The sequence below is a fragment of the Herpetosiphon llansteffanensis genome (assembly GCF_003205875.1).
Taxonomy (GTDB): Bacteria; Chloroflexota; Chloroflexia; order Chloroflexales; family Herpetosiphonaceae; genus Herpetosiphon; species Herpetosiphon llansteffanensis.
In genome coordinates this window covers 26,956-45,926 of record NZ_PUBZ01000097.1, presented here as the reverse complement: position 1 = coordinate 45,926, position 18,971 = coordinate 26,956, and the positions used below count along the sequence as shown (strand labels likewise).

Sequence of the window (18,971 nt, the reverse complement as noted above, 5' to 3'; positions counted from 1 at the left end):
TTTATCCGCGACTGCGTTGAGTAAGGCCAATGCCGAGCAGTAGTATAGCAAGAATCGCCGCACCAAGCCACCAATTGCTTGGCGAATTTGCAGCGGTGCTGGTATCGGGCAACATAGCGGGAATAACCGTTGGCGTGGCGGTGCTGCCGCTGCCTTGTTCCGGCGTAAGCGTGGCAATCGCCTCAATCGTGGCGGTGCTGCTAATTGCAATCGTTGGAGTCGTAATCACCACTTCGGTGGCGCTCACCACACTGGTCGCCGTTGCTTGATTAATTGCGGTGGCCGCAGGCGTTGGGCGTGGCGTGCGGGTTGGCGTTGCGGTAGCAGGCCCAGCAATAATCCGAATTGGCACATCATCGGCAGCAGGCGCAAGATTGTTGCCAAAGCTATCGCCAGCACCCACCACCCGAGCGCTGTTGGTGGTTTGCTCGATGCCTTTGAGCGCAGTGAAAACTGTCGTGATTGAGATGAACTCGTTGGGTGGCAGGCGCATTGGGCGCGGCGGCGTAAGCAGATTGGCCCAAGTCAATTTGCCTGGCTCAATCGTATCGGGCATTGGCTCCGAGGCGATAAATTGCAACGCAGTTGGATCAAACGTATCTTCCAATGGCAAGCGCACCACATCAACCAAACCTGCATTTTGCACCCGAATGGTGAAGGTGATACGTTGGCCAGCTTGCGGTAACACACCTGCATCGAGGGTTTTTTCGAGTGGCGTATTGCCGCCAACCGCCTCATTATCGTGTTCGGCCTCGCCATCACCCACCAAATTGCCTAATGAATCGTAGGCATCGTGGGTTGCGGCGTGGTTGACCACCCGTGGTGAGGGGTGTTCGGCGGTGAAGCGTACCAGAATCACCACTTGCTCGCCTGGCGCAAGCGGCCCTGTCGTTGCCAAAATATTATCCCAGTTGATTACGCCAGTGCTGGCGTTGTGGCTATCTTCTGCCGGAGTAGCGTTGATGTAGGCCAAAACCGAACGATCGTAGGTATCGACGACTGGCAAGGTGATGACGGTGGTATGCCAGTTGTTGGTGATGGTGATGGCAAAGGTCAGGGTTTCGCCAACCATCACCACATTGCTCGCTTTGAGCAAGGTTTTTTCAACTCGCAAGCCATTGCTTTGGGCAGCAGCAGGCCGAACTGAATGACCAAAAAACAAAACTCCGACTACCAACAGAAAAAGTGCGGTCGTAATGGCCAACAATAATCCAAGCATGCGCGAACGAAGCATACATTTGCTCCTTGGCGTGAAATTAAAAAGTGGTTAAATACTACCATAGAACGTATCAAGCGTTGTAGAGGCGAAAGTTTGATCCACGAAGGGCACGAAGCGCACGAAGGCTTGAAACCACGAAGGCCGCGAAAATCGCGAAGATTTATTTTTAGCCACGAATTGCACGAATTCCACGAATGAGTATTTTTTAGCCACGGCCTGATCCCCTCACCCCAACCCCTCTCCCGTGGCGCGGGCGAGGGGCTTTAATACTGTGGTTTTACCGCACGGCGTGGTGAAAGATAGGTGCTCCCCTCGCCCGCGTTCAGTGGGAGAGGGGCTGGGGGTGAGGGAATGCCACTTGTTAACCCCCATCAGCCAATCCCCACCATCCTATGTTCTATGTTCTCTGCTCTATGTTCTGCTTTTTGACATTCATCCGTGAGACGGGTAGAATCGCGATAGCCTACGAGTTCACTCGAACAGGAGTCAATTGTGTCCGCATATTTGGTCACTGTTTGCCCACGCGAGGCCGACAACCACGAACGGCTGTACCTTCTCGCTGGCGATCTTTCCTCAGAAGATGTCCAACGCCTGACCCTCGAATTATTGCATGATCCCGTTGCTCATACTGCTACTTGGCAAGCGCTCGACGCTGAGCTTGCTGCGCCTAAAGCTGGAGCATTGGTGGAGATTGCCTTTCGCCCAGGCGTGACCGATAACGAAGCTGAGACGATTTTAGTTGGCGCGCGCCATATTGGGATTAATGGCTTGAAACAGGCCAAAACCCTGCGCCGCGTCTATGTGTCCGATGTGCAAGACGAAGCTGTTTTGCGTCTATACGCTGGTGAACATCTTTTAAATGATTTGATTGAAACTGCTTATATAACGCTTGAAGCTCGTAGTGCTGAACGCTTGCAGTTTTATCAACACTTATTGCAACTTCCTGCTCCACACACGCCCACGATTACCCGCGTGGCCTTGCGTGGAGTCAGCGATAGCGAACTCGAACGGATTAGCCGTGAAGGTATTTTGGCCTTGAGTTTGGCCGAAATGCAGGCAGTTCGCGATTATTTTGAAGATTTGGGCCGCGATCCGACCGATGGCGAGCTTGAAACCCTGGCTCAAACGTGGTCAGAACACTGCCGCCACAAAACCTTCCGCGCCACAATCAGCTATCAACAAACTGGCTCGGATGGCGCGATTGACCCAGCTTTGCACCCAGCTTTGGCCGAACTCAACGCGGCCAACGGCGCAACAATTAATGGCTTGCTCAACCATTATTTGCGCAGTGCCACCGATGCGGTCAGCAATGCCTCGTTGCTTTCGGCGTTTGTCGATAATGCAGGCATCGTGGCCTTCGACGAGAATTATGAAATTTCCTTCAAGGTCGAAACCCACAATCACCCTTCAGCGCTCGAGCCGTTTGGCGGCGCAAATACTGGAGTTGGCGGGGTTGTGCGCGACGTGTTGGGGGTTTCAGCGAAGCCAATCGCCGTGACCGATGTGCTTTGTTTTGGCTACCCCGATTTGCCAGAAAGCGAGCTTTCGCAGGGTGTGCTGCACCCACGGCGGATTCGCGAAGGCGTGGTGGCTGGCGTGCGCGATTATGGCAACAAACTTGGTATCCCGAATGTCAACGGGGCAGTTTGGTATGACCATGGTTATACCGCCAATCCGTTGGTTTTTTGTGGCACGCTGGGCATTGCGCCACGCGGCAGCCACCCACGCGGTGTGCAAGCAGGCGATGCGATTGTCGTAATCGGCGGACGCACTGGCCGCGATGGGATTCACGGCGCAACCTTCTCATCGGTGGAATTGACCCACGACACTGCCGAAACCGTCGGTGCTGCGGTGCAAATTGGCGATCCCGTGACCGAAAAAACTGTGATCGATGTGTTGTTGCAAGCCCGCGATTTGGGCTTGTATAGCGCAATTACCGATTGTGGCGCGGGTGGGCTTTCCTCAGCAGTTGGCGAAATGGGCGAAGAAACGGGCGCAGTTGTTGAATTGCGTGATGTGCCGCTTAAATATGCTGGCCTGCAACCTTGGGAAATTTGGATCTCCGAAGCCCAAGAGCGCATGGTTGTCTCCGTGCCGCCGCAGAACGTTCAAACCTTGCTTGATCTTTGCCGTGGCGAAGATGTTGAGGCGACCGTGATTGGCCACTTCACCGCCGATGGCGTGCTAACCGTCAAACATAACCAACTAACCGTAGTTGAGCTTGATATGGCGTTTTTGCACAGCGGCGGCGTGCAGTTTAAGCTGAATGCCGATTGGCAGCCAGCAGCAGCGCCAGCAGCAACGCCAGCCAATGTTGATCACAATGCCTTGCTCAAGGCAACCTTGGGTCAGCCAATTGTGGCCAGCAACGAAAATATTGTGCGCACCTACGACCACGAAGTGCAAGCGGCGACTGTGCTCAAGCCCTTGGTTGGCGTAGATGAAGATGGCCCAGGCGATGCAGGGGTGTTGCAACCATTAGTCGATTCGCGCCGAGGCGTGGTGCTTGGCTGTGGCCTGAATCCACTCTATGGCAAAATCGACCCCTATTGGATGGCTTTGGCGGCGGTTGATGAAGCCTTGCGCAACATCGTGGCTGCTGGTGGCGACCCAGAACAAACCTGGATTCTGGATAACTTCTGCTGGGGCGACCCCAAATTGCCTGACCGTTTGGCGGGCTTGGTGCGCGCCTCGGCTGGTTGTCACGATGCAGCCTTGGCCTATCGCACGCCCTTCATTTCGGGCAAAGATTCGTTGAACAACGAATATCGCGATGCAGAAGGCAAGCGCGTGGCAATTCCGCCAACCTTGCTGATTTCGGCCATGGCCTTGGTTCCCGATGTGTTGCAAACGATCTCGATGGATGCCAAAGCCGCTGGCAATGCGATCTATTTGGTTGGTTTGACTCACGACGAACGCGGCGGCGCAGTCAGCGCTTTGGTTGGTGGGATTGATAACGGTGCTGTGCCCAAAGTCAATTTGGCAACTGCGCCAAGCGTGCATAAAGCGCTGCATGCGGCGATTCGCGCCAACAGCGTGCGCGCCTGTCACGACTTAAGCGAAGGTGGCTTAGCCGTTGCTGCTGCCGAAATGGCCTTTGCTGGCGGTTTTGGCTTGAACTTGCAATTAAGCGCCGTACCAACATCAACCGCCCTGAGCGCTGATGCCTTGTTGTGGAGCGAATCGGCCACCCGTTTCTTGGTGGAAGTCGCGCCGGAGCAAGCAGCTAATTTTGAAGCCCAACTCGGCACGATTGCCTATGCTAAGATTGGCCACGTAATTGCTGAACCACGCTTGATCATCAACGATCTGGCTGGTCAAGCGCTGATCGATAGCGATTTGGCAGCACTCAAGGCTGCATGGCAAGCGTAATAATCCAAAGGCTTAGCGTTTTGGACGCTAGGTCTTTGGCTTTTAACCTACAATAAGGACAAGGCTATGGAAGAACGGCCACTTTTAGATCAAGAAGAATTTGGCGATGTTGTCGAGGAACGCCTAGAGCAACTTGGCGGCATCGAAGAACTTAGCCGCGAAGGCATGGAAATTCGCTTTCGCTGGCATGGACGGGCGGTCGTTTCGGAGCTAGAACATTTTTACAATGCCTATCGCCGCTCGCCAGCCCAACTCGAATCAATTTTGCAATCGCTTGAAGCAGCGGTGCGTTCGTTCGCCCCAGATCGCGGCCAAGAACTTTGGGATGAACTCGAAGATCGTATTTACCCAATGATCAAGCCAGCCACGATGTTGCTGGAAGTTGCCGAGCGCAATTTGCCTCAACTGGTGTATCGCCCGTTTTTGGCCGATTTGATCATTTGTTATGTGATCGACGAGCCAGAGAGTGTGGCCTACATCAACGAAGAACATCTCAAAACCTGGGGCGTGCTCGAAACCACCATCTACACCAAAGCCGTCGATAACCTGCGGATCAAAACCCTCAAGCCTGGCATGGCCCAAGTGATGGGCGAGGGCAATCAGATGCTGTTTATCTATTCAACCAGCGATGGCTATGATGCTTCGCGCATTTTATTGACCGATGTGTTGAGCGAATGGGCCGATTTGTTGCCTGGTAATTTGGTGCTGGGCATTCCCAACCGCGATTTCCTGATTGGCTTTAGCGATGCCAACCCCGAAATTTTGCAGCGAATTGCCCTGCAAATTGCCCAAGATGCCTATAAACTCGATTATGGCTTGAGCGATCAGCTTTGGACGATCAAACAAGGCCAAATTTTAATTTACGAGTACGATTGGTCATCGAGCGAACGTAAAAATTAGTGCGAGGTTTGGTGCATGGCAACAATCTTCATTGGAATTACGGTCATTTGTTATGCCGTAGCGATTTTATTGTGGCTGCGCTTTCGCTCATACCGCTATTTGCTGGTGTTGATTGCAGGCCATTGCACCATTGTAGCCGAGCCGATTTTACAACGTTTCTATAGTTTGACCTACCCTGCGGAGGTTGCGGCGCTCAGCATTTTTGGCAATGCTGTACCGATTTATAGCCTGCTGGCGGCAAGTTGGATAGGCGCGTTGCCGGTGTTGTTGATGTATTTTGGCCAACAGCAACAGTGGTGGACGCGCCATTATCTGACTGGGTTGGTGGCCTATATTGCCTTGGTGCTGTATCACATCATTGTGCAAGGTTTGGCGGCACGCACTGGTTTGTGGCGTTATAGCCAAAGTGTCGGGGCATGGGGCATTAATTTCTATCTGTTGATGGCGATTCTTGCAGGGCTAAGCTCATTATTGTTGTTCTATGCCATGGTTGCCACTCGCTACTATGCAGCAGAAATTGCCGTGCCGACCTTGTTGGCGGCCACGGTGCTCTCGCCGCTGGTTTGCTTTGGCGTGCTGGGCGCACCGTTCTGGCTGCCAAGGCTGATCGGCAGTAGCAGCAATTTTACCAAGCCAGCCTTGGTGGTGATTGCAGGTTTGGTGCTGTGGGTGGTGCATTTGGCCAGCGCTGGCATCCATGCTTCACGCCAACAACATGTGATTGAACGCTAGCAGAACATAGAACATAGAGCATAGAACATAGATGAGATGTAATGGTTCATTAGGTTATCAATCGTATTCCCTCACCCCCCAGCCCCCTCTCCCACGAAAACGCGGGCGAGGGGGAGCCGACTCTTTTGTACGAAGGATTTGGGGGAGAACCATGGCGTTAAAGCCCCTCGCCCGCCGCGTGGGAGAGGGGTGGGGGTGAGGGGATCAAGCTGTGGTTAACCCAATGAACCATTACACTTAGAGCATAAACATTTGAATAATCGACCTTCACAATAAGGAACTTTGATTATGACAAAGGTATTGGTGCTGCGCGCACCGGGGATTAACTGCGATGCAGAGGCCGCCGAAGCCCTCGAATTAGCGGGAGCTACAGCCGAGCGGGTTCACGTTAATCGCTTGGCCGAGGGCAGTGTTCAATTGGCCGATTATGGCATGTTGCTGATTCCTGGCGGTTTTGCCTATGGCGATCATCTGGGTGCTGGGCGCATGCTGGCGGTCGATTTGATCTATCGTTTGCGCGAAGATTTGAGCCGCTTTGTGGCCGATGGTCGGCCAGTGCTTGGCATTTGCAACGGCTTTCAAGTGTTGGTCAAAACTGGCCTCTTGCCCAGCGATAACGTTGGTCAAGCAACCTTGATCGATAATGCTAGCGGCAATTATGAATGTCGCTGGATCAAATTGGGACTCAACAGTGCCAGCCCATGTATCTTTACCCAAGGCTTAAGTGGCACGCTCGATTTGCCAGTTGGCCACGGCGAAGGTCGCTTCCTCACCGATCAGGCCACATTTGAAAAGCTCCAAGCCAACAACCAAATTGTGGTGCAATATCTTGATCAAGCAGACCAACCAACTATGGACTATCCGGCCAATCCCAATGGCGCATTGCATGGAATTGCCGGCATTTGTAACCCTACGGGCAATGTGTTTGGCTTGATGCCGCACCCAGACCGCGCCTTCTTGCCCCAACATCATCCGCAATGGCGACGACGCGGCCTCGATAAAGAAGGCCCAGGCATGGCGATTTTCCGTAATGGCGTGCGGGCAATGGCCTTGGTTTAATGCATTATGGCGCAATAGATTTTTGCTATTGCGCCATATTTAGCTGCAATTAAATTTAGAGCGTAGCTGCAATAGTTCATTAGATTAGCAACCATGTTCCCTCACCCCCCAGCCCCCTCTCCCACTGGACGCGGGCGAGGAGGAGCACCCGTTTTCACCACAAATCATGCAAGAACCACGCGGTTAAAGCCCCTCGCCCGCGCACGGGAGAGGGGTTGGGATGAGGGGTCAAAACGTGGTCAACCTGATGTACCGATACATGTAGCCACTTGGCTGCGCGGCGAGCCCCCCCAATTGTCCAGCGCATCAATATCAGCGCCGCTGGCAACCAGTAGGCGGGCTGCCGCAATTTGTTCATGCCACAGCGCCAAGGTCAGCGGTGTGCCACCATCAGAGCCACGCGGCTCCAAGCCAGCTCCCTGCTCAATCAGATATTCAAGCACCGCCAATTGCCCAGATTTACTGGCCCAATGCAAGGCCGTATAACCCCACTGATCGCGCTGATGCAACGCACGGCGATCAGCCTCGACTAAGGCTTTAACTTGCGCAAGATCGCCCATACCTGCTGCCAGCCAAAGGTCGGGCTTAACGTCATGGGCCAGCAAAAACTCCACAACTGCCGTATGCTCGCGCTCAACTGCCAGCCGCAATGGCGTGCGGCCATAGCGATTGGGCGTGCGACCAGCTTCAGGATTGTGCTTCAGCAAAGATTCCAAAAGATCGACGCGCCCAAGCATTGCAGCGCTCAATGCATCGGGCCTTGCTCCATGATTCAACAAAATCTCAGCAGTTGCATTGTGGCCATAGGCAAGCGCCAGTTGCAGCGCCGTTTGGTTACGTTTGGTTTGAGCAGCAACATCAGCACCATGGGCCAATAACGCAGCCACCGCACTATCTTGGCCATTCCATGCTGCCAAATGCAAGCCAGTATATCCAGCTTGGTCAGCGACATTAACTTGACTAGCATCATTCGCCAACACATCGCGCAAGGCCGAAACATCGCCAAGCAAACTAGCAGCCAAGATTGGCGCAACATTGCTATCGGCCAACAAGCGGGCTGCTAGTTCAGGCGTTGCTTGTTGTTTGCGGGTTCCAGCGGCGTGGGCAGCCAAATAGAATGTTGGGCGACCATGAGCATCCAAACTATTTGGATCGGCATGTTGCTCAAGCAGCAGCTCAACCATAGCCAAGTTGCCACGATCGGCAGCAACGTGCAAGGGTGTGGCTGCTGGCGGATGGGTCTGATTGCCAGTGGTACGAGCGTTGACTAAGGTCAGATCGTTTTGGAGCAGCGTTGCGGCCTGTTCAGGGAAATCAAGGATAATCGCTGAGAAAATATCGACCTCCGCCCCCTGCGCAATCAGAAAATTGGCCAGATCGCGATGATTGCCCCATTGATGGCCAGGGCGGCGAATACAACTGGCAGCCAAGTGCAGCGCAGTCTGACCAGCAGCATCAATAGCATCAATCTCAGCGCCATGTTCCAGTAACATGCTCATAATGTCTGGCCGCGTGACCCAGCGCACCATTGCATGCAGCGGAGTCGCGCCATGCAAATCGCGGGCATTGGGGTCAGCGCCTAACTCAAGCAGTTGCTTAACCAAACGCTGCTCGCCATTCCAAGCAGCAAGGTGCAGCGGAGTTTGGCCAAGCGGCGCATCGGCATATTGCTCAGGATGCGCAGGCATGCTATTGCCAGCAGTTGCAAGATTAGTAGGCTTGAAACTGATAGTTGCTAGCGCTGGCTGGGCCGCCAGCATTGCGCTAACGCTTGAGCTTTGACCTGAACGAAGTGCCTCGAATAGCCGCGCTTCGATCGTCAGATTATCCATTGAAACTCCTTTTCTGCTCGATTCATCGATTTGGGGAGTTCAACTATACGAGATCAAAATACGCCCGTCAAAGCCTAGTTTTGTAATGCTTGGCTCTTGAGTAAACGTAAAAACGGCCATGATCAATCTGCTTGATCATGGCCGTTTGGTAATTTAGAGTAATTTGCGCAGGCGCAGACCAACACACTAAGGAATAATTGGTAGGGGAAAGGCCCGTGGCGCAATCACCAAGAGCCTTACGTAAGCCTGAGCGTAAAAATGCTTATTCGCAGGGTGCGCGATGTTGGGCATTGATTGTTTCGCGGTAGGTCAGGGCGTGAATTGCCCGCACCCCAGCTTTGGCGCTATCGCCTGAAACCACCAAGCTAATTGCACATTCGGATGAGCCTTGGGCAATCGCAATCACATTAATTTCTGCATCGCCGATTGCGCTAAATACCCGTTTGGCAACGCCCGTCGTGCCGCGCATACCAGCACCAACTGCCGTGATAATCGAAACGCCTTCTTCAAGCGCAATTGTGTCGATGTCGCGGCGCTCTAATTCGACCGCCAGCTCTTGATTGAGCGATTCAACAACTCGTTTTGCGCCGCCATCGGGAATTACAAAACAGATGCTCTGCTCGGAAGAAGCTTGCGAAATCATCAAAATGCTGGCATCTTCGCGCGCCACAGCGCCAAATGTGCGAGCAGCGATGCCAGGCACGCCCAACATCCCGCGCCCTGCCACCGTAATCATGGTCAGGTTGTGAATCGCCGTGACTGCTTTGATGGCACCGACAATTGGCGCAGTTTTGCCCACAATCACCGTGCCAGCATGGCTAGGATTGAAGGTATTTTTGACCCGCAAGGGAATGCCGCGCTCCACCACAGGCCGAATTGTTTTGGGGTGCAGCACTTTCGCGCCATAATAGGCCAATTCGCTAATTTCATTGTAGGAAAGCGTGCTGATCACATGGGCATCGGGGGCAATCCGTGGGTCGGCGGTCATTACGCCATCAACATCGGTATAAATCCAGACTTCGCTGGCTTCGAGGGCTGCGCCCAAAATCGCCGCGCTCCAATCGGAGCCGCCGCGCCCAAGCGTGGTTTTGACTCCAGCCAAGGTTGCGCCAATAAAACCGGTCACGACTGGCGTGATGCCTTGTTCCAAGCTTGGGCCAAGGGCTGCGGTGGTGCGCTCGATGGTTTCGGCCATCAACGGCGAAGCATCTTGATAGCGATCATCGGTCACAATCAGATCGCTTGCATCAAAATGCTGGGCTGGCACGCCTTGGCTGCGCAAAGTTGCAGCGACGATACGGGCGCTCATACGCTCGCCTAAGCCAGCAATTGCATCGAGCGTGCGCGGAGTTAATTCGCCCAAAACCCGCACGCCTTCGCACAAACGGGCACATTCAGCCAGCAAACCATCAATTTCAGTTTGGATGGCTGCTTGTTCTGCATCGAGTAATTCCCCAATGACCGTATGATGGCGTTGGCGCAACTCATCGTGCAAAGCGGCGACTGCCACAGCATCGCCCGTCGTTTGGGCAACGCGCACAATATTCAACAACTTATCGGTGACACCGCTGAGGGCCGACACCACCACAACAACATGATCCCATGTAGTGCGATTAGTGGTAGTGATTGCAGTTAAGCCACGAATAGCTTCGGCTGAACCGACCGACGTACCACCAAATTTCGTCACTAACAAACGCATAACATGCTCCAAATGAAAAAATTGAATCCACCGTGCAGGCGAGCAGCAACTCAACAACTTTTTGCCCCCAGCAATTCAGTTGCTGCTCAAGCGCCAGCATGTGGCTAAATCAATAGCGTCAAAACCAACTCACTCTCACCGCGCCATTACAAATTTAAGGCTGCCACCACGGCGCTCAATTCAGCAGGGATGGCCTGCGGAACCGAGAACTGGTCGACGGCCAATTGGGGATCTTTCAAGCCATGGCCAGTAATCACCGCCACAAACCGTCCATTAGGATCGATGCTGCCTGTCGCCAAGAGTTTGCGAATGCCTGCAACCCCCGCAGCCGAAGCTGGCTCGCAGAAAATGCCTTCGAGCGCAGAAAGATCGCGCCATGCAGCCAAAATTTCTTCATCGCTGACATGATCGATCGTGCCTTCCGATTCGTCGCGGGCGTTGACGGCCAAATGCCACGAAGCTGGGTTGCCAATCCGAATCGCGGTTGCCACGGTTTCGGGATAGGCAATTGGTTCGCCGCGTACGATTGCTGCTGAACCAGTGGCTTCGAAGCCCAAAATCTTGGGCAAACTTTCAGAGCGATGCGCTTCGTAATAGCGTTTGAAGCCCATCCAATAGGCCGAAATATTGCCAGCATTACCCACCGGCAAGGCCAAATAGTCGGGTGCATCGCCGAGCACATCGCAAATTTCGTAGGCAGCAGTTGCTTGGCCTTCCAAACGATAGGGGTTGACCGAGTTAACCAACGTAATGGGGTGTTGTTCGGCCAAAACGCGCACCATATCGAGGGCTTGGTCGAAATTGCCTTCGATGACCAGCAATTTGGCTCCATACATCAAAGCTTGAGCCAATTTACCCAAGGCGATTTTGCCTGCTGGCACGACCACCACGCATTCCATGCCCATGCGGGCGGCATAGGCAGCGGCGGCAGCACTGGTATTGCCGGTTGAGGCACAAACAACAGCTTTGCTGCCAGCTTCTAAAGCCTTGGCAATTGCCATCACCATGCCGCGATCCTTGAACGAACCAGTTGGATTCATGGATTCGAGTTTAAGCCACAATTCGCGCACGCCCAAATGGGCGGCCAAGCGTGGCACATTGATCAATGGAGTGTTGCCTTCGTGCAAGGTAACAATCGGAGTTTGGGCGGTGATCGGCAAAAATTGACGGTAGCGTTCGAGTAACGGCACCGCCGAAGCATGGGTGGTTAGCTGACTCATAGCTGGTGTATCCTACAAAAAAAGCCCCTTCCCAATGCGGAAAAGGGCATCATCGCCGATAGCGCTGATTATAGCATATTTAGATTATTGTTGAGTTAGTTACTGAAGATTGGTAGTTTTATACTCACGAATTGATTTTTGATCCACGAAGACCACGAAGAGCACGAAGGATCGGAACCGCGAAGGACGCGAAGATCGCGAAGGCTTTTTAGCCACGAATTCCACGAATTGCACGAAGCTGTATTTTTTAGCCACAGATTGGCACAGATTTTTAGGATTGGGTTCTCGCCAGCCCCGACCCCTCATCCCAAACCCCTTCATCCCTCATCCCTCATCCTTCATCCTTCGGTTCTCTGCGCCGCTACGTTAACATTTCGCTCCACGAAGGACACGAAGGATCGGAACCGCGAAGGACGCGAAGATCACGAAGGCTTTTTAGCCACGAATTCCACGAATTCCACGAATGAACTGCCGATAGCCTATAGCCTATAGCCAAGAGCCATATGTTCTATGCTCTATGCTCTTCAACTTAAAATCAAGTTGCGCACCAAGCCAATCGCCAATACGCCAACGACTTGGCAGCCAACAATCAGCCAAAAACCTTGCAAAAAAGTGGTTTTCTGTGATTTATGCCGAAAAAACCAAATGCCAATCACCGCCCCCAAAGTTCCGCCAACCGCCACAAACCACAGCAGCGTGCGTTCGGCAATTCGGCGGCTGCGGCCTTGCGATTTTTGCTTATCAAGAATAAAAACGATCAGCGTGATGAATGAAATAACGATCAGCCCAATTAGGCCATAGCTATAGCCCAAACTAAACGCCGCACCTAAACCAAACGCCACTAGAAAATGGCCTAAACCTGCTGGAATTCGCCCACGTTGCGCCATTGTTCAACCTCAATTCCAAACGATGCAGGCTATTATAACGAAAAACGGTGGTGCTTCAGGAAAATTCCCGAAGCACCACCGTTGAAACAGCGAGCAGCTTGTGAATTAGTTACAGTGGCCTGGGCCAATCAAACCGTTGTTGTAGCGATCCAATTGGGTAGCATAGCTGTTGCCAGTGCTGGCTGCTGTGCCGCTTGGCTTGCTGCCTAATGGATATTGTTGCAACCAAGCATCGGCGGCGGCAATCGTTGCGTTGATCGCACTGCCATTTGCACCTTGAGCGGTGTTCAACTTGGCAGCAATCAATTGATGGATCAAGATATAGGTTGTGTCGCCACGTGGTGACGTGTTGAAAATGGCCATCAATTGGCTTTGGTTGTAGGTTACGCCGCCAACGACCAAGGTTGTTACTGGCCAAGCACTTGGGTGATTCTTCCAGTAGCCTTGGGTATAGCTACAATTCTTGCCAACAGGCGTGCTAGTTGCACTTGGTGCAGGTGTTTTGGTCGCGGTTGGCGCTGGTGTTTTGGTCGCGGTTGGCGCTGGCGTGTTGGTTGCCGTTGGCAGTGGCGTGTTGGTCGCCGTTGGCGCTGGCGTGTTGGTTGGCACTGCGGTTGCGGTTGGCTCAACCGTTGGAACCGTGGTTGGTTCGACCGTTGGTTCTGGCGTTGGCTCAACCGTTGGAACCGTGGTTGGTTCGACCGTTGGCTCGACCGTTGGAACCGTGGTTGGTTCTGGGGTTGGCTCAACTGTTGGTTCTGGCGTTGGCTCTAAGGTTGGTTCAACCGTTGGAACCGTGGTTGGCTCGACCGTTGGAACCGTGGTTGGTTCTGGGGTTGGCTCGACCGTTGGCGTTACACCACAATAGTTGGTGCCGCCAGTGTGGCGAGCAGTGATCAAACGTTCGCCATAGCGTTGGCCATCGAGCGAGTGCAAGACTGCGCCATAGAACAAGTCGATTTGGGCGGCACATGCAGGTACGCCAACACTCAAGGCCAAAATTGAGTTTGGCCCAACGCGGCCAGTATCCCACGAATAAATCACTTGATGATCAATCACTTCATCCATTTTTTCATATGAAGCCATGCCCACATTGTAGGAACATGTGGTTGATTTATTCTGAATTTTGCCAACTGAATTGCTTGAGAACCAGCCCGAAAGATCAACTTTTGGGTTACAGACTGGCACAGCAGTTGGTGCGGTGGTTGCGGTTGGGGCAACTGTTGGCTCAGCAGTTGGCTCTGCCGTAGGTTCAGCGGTTGGCTCAAGCGTTGGCTCAGTTACCGTATCAACGCTTGCGGTTTCGGCTTTGCTCACGTTAGCAAACGTGGCGCTTGGCCCACCGACAGCCAAAATTGTTGCAAGTAGTACAACCCGTGTTGTCCATCGTCGCAGTGTCGGGGTCATAAGAACTCCTTACAATAAAAATTAGTTAAAAAAATAATAAATTAACCCAAATAATATACTACTAGCTAGTATAATGTCATCAATTTGTAATAGCTAGTTCAACATGAGCGTGATCTTTTTGTGATAAAGGAACTATCTTTAAGTAGTACTTGGGTTATTTTTGTTCGTAAGGTTCTTCGTAAGGTTTGATTAATTAAAAAACTATTCTATCAATAGAATATTTATTAAATCAGTAATTAAAACAATTATTTCAGATTTTACTTATAAAAAATAGTTTCTTTACTCTAATGTATTCATTAACTCATGGAGTAATTTATTGATTAACCGTATTACTCCAATCAGCATGAACTTGATTTAATTGAGTAACGAGTACTAATCAAAAAAACCGTTGTTACTCACCCTTTTGCTAGGAGTTGGGCACAAAAACATGGCTGAGCCAGTCCCGTTAACTAGCAGGTGTTGGATTCCAAAACCTCGCGCGAATGCTCTATAATTGGCTGCTTAGAAGCGATAAGCTCGATTTGTTGATAGGTGGATTATGCTGCTTGGTTTGCGCTCGCGTTGGGGAAGTCTGCTGCCATTGTTGCTGTTGTGGCTAATTATTGGTTGGTGGGCCAACGCACAACCAACCCGCCAAGCAGCTGTGTTGCAGCATAGCGCAACCAGCGTTGGCGGCTTGTATGGCCTTGAACAATCGAGCACCTTGCCAGGCGCAAGCGGCCCCACCAGTCGTAGCTATCGCTGGAGCAATGGCAATTTAGAGCTGCCACTCTGGCCAAATGGGTCGCATTCGCGCTTGGTGCAGTTTGAATATTTAGCCCCATTCAGCCCCACCAGCCTGCAATTTGAGCAAACCCAAGCCTTGAGTTTGCCAATGCAGCCTGAGCTACGCCAACTCAGTTTGTTTGTACCTGACGATGTGCAGCACATTAACCTCATCAATCAGCCGAGCGAGCAAAATGGCCGACCTTTGGGTTTATTGTTGAGCAATTTGAGTTGGCAAGAGCTTGGCGCAACTGGCTGGGCAGGTTTGCGGGCAGCAACTCCATTCAATGCTAGCAATTTGTTGCTGCTTTGTGCTGTGACAATGTTGCTGAGCCTTGGGCTTGCGCGCCATTGGGTTGCCTTGCTTGGAACCGGTTTGAGCCTAGGCTTGGCAATTTTCGCTTGGTCGGGCAATTGGTTAAATCGGGCGGCAATCAGTAGTTTAAGCCAATTTTTGTTGGTCGCTGCCCTCGCGGCAGGAGCATGGTATGGCTGGCAGCGCTGGCAACGAGCAGTCAATTGGCGTTGGCTGCTCGTTGCAATTTGGCTGATTACGACCGTTTGTTTGTGGACTCCAACCGTGCAATATGATGGCGTGGGCTATTATGCCTATCTGCGTTCAGCGGGAATTGACCACGATTTTGACTTTAGCAATGAGTTCAGCCAAACCCCGCTTGAACTCAACACCGGCGTGAAAATTACCAAAACTGGCTATGCCGCCAACCCGTGGAGCGTTGGGCCAGCCATGGCTTTTGCGCCGCTGTGGTGGCTGGGTCATGGCAGCGCGCTGCTCGGCGGTTGGCCAAGCGATGGCTATAGTCAGCCCTATTTAGCGCTCACAACGTGGGGCAGCGCCTTGGCTGGCTTGATCTTTATATTGAGTTGCGAAGCATTGTTGCGCCGCCAATTTAGCCCCAAAATCGCCGCCCTAGCAACGATCAGTGTCTATCTGGCAAGTAATCTCCTCTACTACAGCTTGTTTCAAGGAGCCTATGCCCACAGCCTTTCGGCAGCGTGCGTGAGCCTGATGGCGCTGGCCAGCGTGCGTTTGCGCGAGCAACCAAGCCTTGGGCGTTGGGCGCAACTTGGCCTAACCATGGGCGCAACCATTGTCAGCTATTGGATTGGCGCGTTGGTGCTGATTTTGCCAGCGCTAATTGTTTGGCCCTTGCTGGTTGGCAAACAACGCCTTGCATGGCCAGATTTGCTCAAAGGCGTATTGCTTGCGGCGCTAGCTGGGCTGCTGGTGGTGTTGCCGCAATTGGCAATGTGGCGCTTGCTCTATGGCTCGTGGCTGACGATTCCGCAGGGTGGAAATTTTGCTACGCCGCGCAGCAGCCAGCTTTGGCCGATGTTGGTTGGCTCGCTCTATGGCATGCTTTGGTGGACTCCAATCTATGTGCTTGGCTTGCTGGGGCTTGGATTAAGCCTACGCCAGCGCCACGCCTGGCCCTATCTGGCAGCGGTGATTATCTATCTCGTGTATATTTCGCGCTTGCCAGATTGGCATGGGAGCGGGGCCTTTGGCTTGCGCCGCTTGACTACGATTGCGCCATGTTTGGCTTGGGGCGTAGCGGCGTTGCTTCAACGCTGGCGACGCTGGCCGAGCGCAGCAATTGGCCTGATTGCAAGTTTAGCTTGCTGGAATTTAGCCCTGATGGCGCGTTATGTCACCTATGCGATTCCACGGGGCTATCCGGCGATTGCCGAGCTGCCGCTGAGCGCAATTTTGCTCTCCAACGAGCCATTAGAACTATCACGGCTTGGCATGCTGCTTGGCAATGGCTGGTTTGGCAGTCAAGTGAGCAATTTCCAAGGGCGCAGTTTGTGGATCTGCTTGGGGTTGCTGGGCAGTTTAGCGGGCATATTGGCCCTTGGACGCTGGTTGGGGCGGGCCAACTCGCCCAGCCTCAATCAAGAGCCTGAGCAAGTTGGCTTGGGTCATTGAACTATTTGTGGGCATCACGCAGAAAGCGTCGCACCACTTCGCGCACTGAATTTTTATCGGTCGCCGTGCACAAATAAATATGGATTTCGGGCGCAAGATTCAATTGTTGGCGCAGCTCAGCTTGGCTGATGACGGTGTTTAAATCGCTTTTATTGGCCACAACCGCATATGGCACCTCGCCATGGTCGCGGAATTGAGCCAAAATTGTTGCTGCATCGTCGATCGTAGCAGGCTGCGAAAGATCGACAAGCACCAAAAAGCCGTCCATGTTTCTGGCCAAAATATCGCGCATAAAATCGAAACGATTTTGGCCGGGCGTGCCATACAAGCGCAACGTGTAATCATCAAGCGCCACACGGCCATAATCCATTGCAACAGTGGTATTGGCTTTGACGCGTTGCTCGTCGGGCGATGAGGTGGCTTTATCGGTATCGACAACCGCAATATCCGATAATGATCGAATAAAGGTGCTTTTGCCCGTGTTAAAGGCTCCGGTGATCACGAGCTTAAATGGTTCCACAGGAATGCTCCTTTCATTTAGCGCAAGCTCAGCGCCCAACGGTAAACATCTTCGTAGCGCGTTGCGGCGGTATCCCAGCTAAAATCGTGGCTCATAGCGCGCCGCATAAAATAGCTCCAATCATTTGGGTAGCGATAGGCGGCCAAGGCGCGGCCTAAGGCATGCAGCATGGACTCAACGTTGTAGTCAGTAAAAACCACCCCAACGCCTTCTGGTTGGCTCATATCTGGCACGGTATCGACTAAGCCGCCCGTTGCCCGCACCACCGGAATCGTGCCATAGCGCATCGAGATCATTTGGCTCAAGCCGCATGGCTCAAAGGCTGAGGGCATGAGAAAAATATCAGCCCCAGCATACACCCGTTGTGCTAAGGGCGCATTAAATCCAATATAATTTGCAACCCGATCGGGCGCAGCGCGGCTGGCATCGCGAAAGGCATCTTCGTAGGGGCCATAGCCAGAGCCAAGCACCATCAGTTGCGCATCGGTGTCAGCAATAATTTGGCCGAGGCCTTGCACAATCAGATCGATGCCTTTTTGGCTATCGAGCCGCGAAACGACCGCCACCAACGGCACATCAGCCCGCTCTGGCAGGCCAACCTCACGTTGTAGCGCTGCTTTACACACCGCCTTGCCAGCTAGATCATCAAGGCTAAATGGTTGGGCAATATGCTGGTCGGTTGCTGGATCAAAGTGGCGTGGATCGATCCCATTCAAGATGCCAATTAGGCGATCGGAACGCTCGCGCAGCATATGGTCTAGCCCAAAGCCATATTCAGCGCGCTTAATTTCCTCGGCATAAGTTGGGCTGACGGTGGTAATGACATCGCTGGTATAGAGCGCTTGCTCCATCAAATTGAGGTCGCCAAAGGCATCGTAGACCCCAACCAAGGGCCAAGCGTCGTTGGCAAAGCGCCCTTGATGAGCCAAATTGTGAATTGTAAAGACCAAGGCAGGCCTTGCAGCATTGCCCCAAGCAATCCGAATTGCGGCGGCTGCATGCCAATCGTGGGCATGAATCACATCAGGCCACCAATCCATCTGGCGGCAAGCTTCGAGGGCAGCATGGCAAAAGAGGCCAAAACGCACATCATCATCGCCATGGCCATAAATCGTGGTGCGCGAGCCAAAGAAATATTGATTTTCAATAAACCAGGTGTGTTGATCGGCAGTGGCCCAAAGTTGACATTCTTCCGTGCGCCAATCCAAACGAACTGGGAAATTATCGCGTAACTGCCCCAAATTCCAGCGCAAAGGGTCTATCGTGCCATAGCGTGGGATCACGAGCCGAACATCAAGCCCCCGGCGGCGAAGTGCCTCTGGCAATGCACCCGCCACATCGCCCAACCCCCCAACCTTGACAAATGGAACGCTTTCCGCTGCCAGAAACAAGACCTTCATGGTTGCCCCTT

13 protein-coding genes are annotated in these 18,971 nt (G+C 52.9%); 5 read left to right on the top strand and 8 right to left on the bottom strand.

Translation table 11 applies throughout. The features are described from left to right. Nucleotide 1 precedes the first annotated feature (1 nt). Entirely contained in the window at nt 2-1,234 is a 1,233-nt protein-coding gene (locus C5S61_RS13600; protein WP_110515592.1) for a DUF11 domain-containing protein, read from the bottom strand. Between the two features lie 477 nt (nt 1,235-1,711). On the opposite strand from C5S61_RS13600, the gene purL reads away from it, so the two are divergent. The 4 genes from purL (at nt 1,712) to purQ (ending at nt 7,282) form a co-directional block, all read left to right on the top strand. Beyond that, nucleotides 1,712-4,591, top strand: coding sequence for a phosphoribosylformylglycinamidine synthase subunit PurL (gene purL, locus C5S61_RS13595; protein ID WP_110515591.1), 2,880 nt, complete (start codon nt 1,712-1,714; stop codon nt 4,589-4,591). Between the two features lie 66 nt (nt 4,592-4,657). Continuing rightward, nucleotides 4,658-5,491, top strand: coding sequence for a DUF1444 family protein (locus tag C5S61_RS13590; protein WP_110515590.1), 834 nt, complete (start codon nt 4,658-4,660; stop codon nt 5,489-5,491). 15 nt (nt 5,492-5,506) lie between these two features. Continuing rightward, the gene (locus C5S61_RS13585) at nt 5,507-6,223 is read left to right on the top strand and encodes a hypothetical protein (protein ID WP_110515589.1); all 717 of its coding nucleotides are present in this window, start codon (nt 5,507-5,509) and stop codon (nt 6,221-6,223) included. Nucleotides 6,224-6,511: 288 nt separating this feature from the next. Beyond that, complete coding sequence (purQ, locus tag C5S61_RS13580) at nt 6,512-7,282, top strand: phosphoribosylformylglycinamidine synthase I (RefSeq protein WP_110515588.1); 771 nt, start codon at nt 6,512-6,514, stop codon at nt 7,280-7,282. Between the two features lie 239 nt (nt 7,283-7,521). Here purQ and C5S61_RS13575 read toward each other — a convergent pair whose 3' ends face one another. The 5 genes from C5S61_RS13575 to C5S61_RS13555 form a co-directional block, all read right to left on the bottom strand. After that, entirely contained in the window at nt 7,522-9,114 is a 1,593-nt protein-coding gene (locus C5S61_RS13575; RefSeq protein ID WP_110515587.1) for an ankyrin repeat domain-containing protein, read from the bottom strand. A 262-nt stretch (nt 9,115-9,376) separates the two neighbouring features. Further along, nucleotides 9,377-10,813 carry an aspartate kinase gene (locus C5S61_RS13570; RefSeq protein ID WP_110515586.1) on the bottom strand — a complete coding sequence of 479 codons (1,437 nt, stop codon included), beginning with the start codon at nt 10,811-10,813 and terminating at the stop codon, nt 9,377-9,379. 146 nt (nt 10,814-10,959) lie between these two features. Then, nucleotides 10,960-12,033, bottom strand: coding sequence for a threonine synthase (gene thrC, locus C5S61_RS13565; RefSeq protein WP_110515585.1), 1,074 nt, complete (start codon nt 12,031-12,033; stop codon nt 10,960-10,962). A 524-nt stretch (nt 12,034-12,557) separates the two neighbouring features. Continuing rightward, nucleotides 12,558-12,920 carry a DUF1294 domain-containing protein gene (locus C5S61_RS13560; protein ID WP_110515584.1) on the bottom strand — a complete coding sequence of 121 codons (363 nt, stop codon included), beginning with the start codon at nt 12,918-12,920 and terminating at the stop codon, nt 12,558-12,560. Between the two features lie 105 nt (nt 12,921-13,025). After that, nucleotides 13,026-14,327 (bottom strand): RAD23 family protein, encoded by a 1,302-nt coding sequence (locus C5S61_RS13555; RefSeq protein ID WP_110515583.1) that lies wholly within the window; start codon nt 14,325-14,327, stop codon nt 13,026-13,028. Nucleotides 14,328-14,865: 538 nt separating this feature from the next. On the opposite strand from C5S61_RS13555, the gene C5S61_RS13550 reads away from it, so the two are divergent. Next, nucleotides 14,866-17,040 carry a hypothetical protein gene (locus tag C5S61_RS13550; protein ID WP_110515582.1) on the top strand — a complete coding sequence of 725 codons (2,175 nt, stop codon included), beginning with the start codon at nt 14,866-14,868 and terminating at the stop codon, nt 17,038-17,040. 1 nt (nt 17,041) lies between these two features. Here C5S61_RS13550 and C5S61_RS13545 read toward each other — a convergent pair whose 3' ends face one another. After that, nucleotides 17,042-17,560, bottom strand: coding sequence for a GTP-binding protein (locus C5S61_RS13545; protein WP_164689457.1), 519 nt, complete (start codon nt 17,558-17,560; stop codon nt 17,042-17,044). A gap of 17 nt (nt 17,561-17,577) precedes the next feature. Next, nucleotides 17,578-18,960 (bottom strand): glycogen synthase, encoded by a 1,383-nt coding sequence (locus C5S61_RS13540; protein ID WP_110515580.1) that lies wholly within the window; start codon nt 18,958-18,960, stop codon nt 17,578-17,580. Between the last annotated feature and the right edge of the window lie 11 nt (nt 18,961-18,971).